Source organism: Stenotrophomonas sp. STEN046 (assembly GCF_056759755.1).
The window spans coordinates 1-3581 of record NZ_JBRRDR010000084.1; the positions used below are offsets into that span (position 1 = coordinate 1).

At 68.2% G+C, this 3581-nt stretch carries 5 protein-coding genes; all 5 read right to left on the reverse strand.

Annotated elements, in window-relative coordinates; genetic code table 11:
• Positions 1-570: 570 nt before the first annotated feature.
• Positions 571-1131, reverse strand: coding sequence for a queuosine precursor transporter (locus ACVOLJ_RS20795; RefSeq protein WP_481564986.1), 561 nt, complete (start codon positions 1129-1131; stop codon positions 571-573).
• Between the two features lie 75 nt (positions 1132-1206).
• The gene (locus tag ACVOLJ_RS20800; protein ID WP_475279472.1) at positions 1207-1722 is read right to left on the reverse strand and encodes a hypothetical protein; all 516 of its coding nucleotides are present in this window, start codon (positions 1720-1722) and stop codon (positions 1207-1209) included.
• A 32-nt stretch (positions 1723-1754) separates the two neighbouring features.
• Positions 1755-2249 (reverse strand): hypothetical protein, encoded by a 495-nt coding sequence (locus ACVOLJ_RS20805; protein ID WP_481564987.1) that lies wholly within the window; start codon positions 2247-2249, stop codon positions 1755-1757.
• Between the two features lie 18 nt (positions 2250-2267).
• Positions 2268-3116 carry a DUF2145 domain-containing protein gene (locus ACVOLJ_RS20810; protein WP_481564988.1) on the reverse strand — a complete coding sequence of 283 codons (849 nt, stop codon included), beginning with the start codon at positions 3114-3116 and terminating at the stop codon, positions 2268-2270.
• A 48-nt stretch (positions 3117-3164) separates the two neighbouring features.
• On the reverse strand, positions 3165-3392 hold the full coding sequence (locus ACVOLJ_RS20815) for a hypothetical protein (protein WP_475279469.1): 228 nt from the start codon (positions 3390-3392) through the stop codon (positions 3165-3167).
• Positions 3393-3581 lie beyond the last annotated feature (189 nt).

Below are 3581 nucleotides of genomic sequence, written 5' to 3' on the forward strand. Positions count from 1 at the left end.
GGTTGGCACGAACCCGTCAGCGTTCATGGGCCCCGCAACAGCGTGCCGACCAACGGTCGGCACCCACCGGAGCAAGGGCTCGGCGATAGCTCGCTGTTGGTAGGTGCCAACCTTGGTTGGCACGAACCCGTCAGCGTTCATGGGCCCCGCAACAGCGTGCCAACCAAGGTTGGCGTCTACCGGAGCAAGGGCTCGGCGGTGGCCCGCCGTTGGTAGGTGCCAACCTTGGTTGGCACGAGCCCGTCAGCCGTCATGGGCCGCGCAACAGCGTGCCAACCAAGGTTGGCGTCTACCAGAGCAACAGCATGCCGACCAACGGTCGGCACCCACCGGGTACAAGGTGCATGCCAACCAAGGTTGGCGTCTACCGGAGCAAGGGCTCGGCGATGGCCCGCCGTTGGTAGGTGCCAACCTTGGTTGGCACGAACCCGTCAGCGTTCATGGGCCCCGCAACAGCGTGCCAACCAAGGTTGGCACCTACCAGAGCAACAGCATGCAGACCAACGGTCGGCACCCACCGGGTACAAGGTGCGCGCCAACCAAGGTTGGCATCTACCAGGGCAAGGTCTGTCAGCCGGTCGTGCGCAGCGGCGCCATCTTCCACAACAGCGCGCGGAACGGTGCCAGCAGGCACACGCCGATCGCCAGCTTCACCGCCAGGTCGCCTGCCGCCCAGCTCACCCAGGGCAGCGTGGAACCGGCGAAGGCGATCGACCAGAAGATGGTGGTGTCCACCGTCGCGCTGCAGGTGGTGGCCACCATCGGCGCGCGCCACCAGCTGCCGCGACGCAGGCGGTCGAACACGGTGATATCCAGCAGCTGCGCCACGATGAAGGCCGAGCACGAGGCAATGGCGATGCGCGGGGTGGCAACCCATACCGACAACAGCACCGCCACCGCAAAACCAATCCACGCCACGCGGCGGGCAGGGCCCGGGCCGAAGCGGCGGTTGATCAGGTTGCTTACCAGGAAGGCCACCGGATAACTGAAGGCGCCCCAGGTCAGCCAGTCGTTGATCGGGTACTGCACCAGCACGTTGGACAGCAGCACCACTGCGCCCATGGCCAGCACCGCCAGCACCAGGGCGCGGGCGGTCAACGGGGCAAAAACAGGCGCAGGACGCACGGACATGGCGAGCCAGGGAGATAAAGGGAATCGCCCATTATCCGCCCGGCCTGCGGCAAATCCAAAACCGCCCGTTCAGCTTTACAGCTGTTCGCTCAGCACGTCGCCGGCGGCATAGGCGGTGGGCACATAGGCCAGGGCCTTGCCGTCGCTGTTCTTCACCGTCCAGCCGGCACCGGCCTGGGTGGGGTCGAAGCGCACCTGCTGGCCCACCACGAAGCCGGCCACCGGGTCTTCGCCCTCGATCGCCGGCCACTGCAGGGTGGCGGTCTGGTCGGCCTTGTCCGGCACCTGCAGATGCACCTGGCGTTCGCCGGCGGCAGTGGTCGCCACCTGTTTCACTTCCATCGGCGGCAGCGGTACCGCCGGTGTGCGCTCGGCAACCCGGCCGTTGCGCTCGCTGGCCTTGAACGGCGCCTTGGACAGCGCGGCCAGGCCCATCGAGGTGGCCAGCGGAACCGACACCACGATCAGCGAAGTGACCAGCACGCTGGTCTGGCCGCTGTTGAGCTGGGGCGCGGCGCCGGCATGCACGGTGGGCACCATCAGTGCCGACAGCAGCAGGGCGGCCGCGGGGGCGCGCAGGGAACGGATCATGGTGACCTCCTGGTCAGGTGCAATGCAGCGGATCAGCGCTGCGTATCGAAAATGTCGCGTGGGCCGGTGGCCTCGGGCAGGTATTCCAGCGGGCGGCCCTGGTTGTCGCTCACCCGCCAGCCGTTGCCCGACTCGGCCGGTTCAAAGTTCACGGTCTGGCCCACGTTGAACTGCACGGCGGGGTCACCGGGGCGCTTGGGCCACTGCATCGAGGCGGTGTTCTGCGGGTTGTTGGCATCGCGCAGCAGTACCTCGCGGCGTCCATCGACGGTGGTGGAGATGGCGCTGACCTGCATCTGCGGCAGTTTCACCGACGCCCCCTGGCCTGGGGGCAGGCCGGCGTCCTCAGCCTCCTTGGCCGCTGCCGCCCGCGCGGAGGTCACCAGCGGCGCGGACATTTCCAGGCTCGGACCTTCGGGTACGCTGTTCTGCAGGATCACGATGCGGCGCTCGGCGTGTGCCGGTGCAGCGGACAACAGGCTGCCGCACATCAGCGCGGCCATCACGGTCAATTGCAGGGTACGCATCATCTTCTCCTTGCCAGGTCAGGGGGCAGCAGCGGCGGAATCGACCGCCGCATGCGCAATGGTCAGTTCCTGCAGCAGCTGGCTGCGCTGGTGCAGGAAGTCGAACACCGATTCCACCGTCACCACCGAATAGTTGCCGGAAATGCGCTCGCTGGCCGGGTGGTCGGTGGTGGTGGCGTTGGCCACGAACAGGCGCGCACCCACGCGCTTGCCCAGGCCGATATGCAGCACGCTGGGCTGGTACTTCTGCGCGCGCAGCCATTGCTGGGCCTGCTCGCGCTTGACGATAACCGGGTCGCCCTCGGCCTGCGCCATCGCTGCCGCCAGCACCTCCAGCACCCACTGGTTGGAATTCTGGAAGTCGGTCGAGAACGGGTAGGCCACCACGTTGTAGTTGGCCTCGTGCAGTGCCTTGGGCTGGATGGCCGGCGCCGCCAGCATCGTCTTCAGGGCCGCACGCAATGCCGGCGGTGGCACGCCAATGCGCAGATCGGTATGGCTGCCGCTTTCACCAACGAAATTGCCCAGGCCCTCGCGGTACAGCTGCGAGCTGTCGGTCTTGCAGCGGTTGAGCAGGTGCATGGCGCGCCAGCGGCCGTCATCCTCGCGCACCAGGAAGGCCAGGTGGCTGTGACGCAGGCCATAGCGGCTCAGGTCCTGGCCGCCACGCGCGGCGATCACCACCTCCACGTCGGGCAGTGCATCCAGTCGCTCGGCTGCCGCCCAGGCCACGTCGAACATCGCCACCTGCGCGGCCACGCTGGGGTAGCGCTCCTGGCAGGCCGTGCTGTTGGCCAGTGCCGGCGCGGTGGCCAGCAGGCCCGTCAACAACAGCAGGCCGCACGGCAGGCGGGCAGAACGTTCCATGTAGACAGCTCCAATCGCGGGCAGGCCCGCGCGCCGATCATACGCCGCTCAGCGCACCACGCGATCCACGCCCTTGCGCTGCAGTTCCTTGTCGCAGGCCTCGCTGATGGGTGCCACCGGCAGCGGTGGCCGTTCGTTGCGCGAATTGCGCAGCGCCGGTTGCTCGCGGTAGGCATCCAGCTGCTGCTGGCAGGCGTAGGAAATCGGGTCCAGCTCGGTGGGGGTGGTGGAACAGGCCGCGAGCAGGGCCAGTGGCAGCAGCAGGAAAACGCGCATGGAACGTCCGGTCCGATGGGGGAAGCCCGACTCTAACCGTGCTGCGCGATCCAGATGTTCAGAAATCGCTGGGCGATCGGGTAGTGGGGGGGGGCGGGCGGCGGCCCCCCCCCCCCCGAGGGAGGGCGGGGGTGTGAGCGCGCCCCGGCCGCCCCCCCCCCCCGGCGCGGGCGGCGCTATGAACCCGCC

What these genes read in the sequence shown, in the direction of transcription:
- ACVOLJ_RS20815 (WP_475279469.1), bottom strand. Translation starts at nt 3,392, where the DNA reads ATGCGCGTTTTCCTGCTGCTGCCACTGGCCCTGCTCGCGGCCTGTTCC.
- ACVOLJ_RS20805 (WP_481564987.1), bottom strand. Translation starts at nt 2,249, where the DNA reads ATGCGTACCCTGCAATTGACCGTGATGGCCGCGCTGATGTGCGGCAGC.
- ACVOLJ_RS20795 (WP_481564986.1), bottom strand. Translation starts at nt 1,131, where the DNA reads ATGTCCGTGCGTCCTGCGCCTGTTTTTGCCCCGTTGACCGCCCGCGCC.
- ACVOLJ_RS20800 (WP_475279472.1), bottom strand. Translation starts at nt 1,722, where the DNA reads ATGATCCGTTCCCTGCGCGCCCCCGCGGCCGCCCTGCTGCTGTCGGCA.
- ACVOLJ_RS20810 (WP_481564988.1), bottom strand. Translation starts at nt 3,116, where the DNA reads ATGGAACGTTCTGCCCGCCTGCCGTGCGGCCTGCTGTTGTTGACGGGC.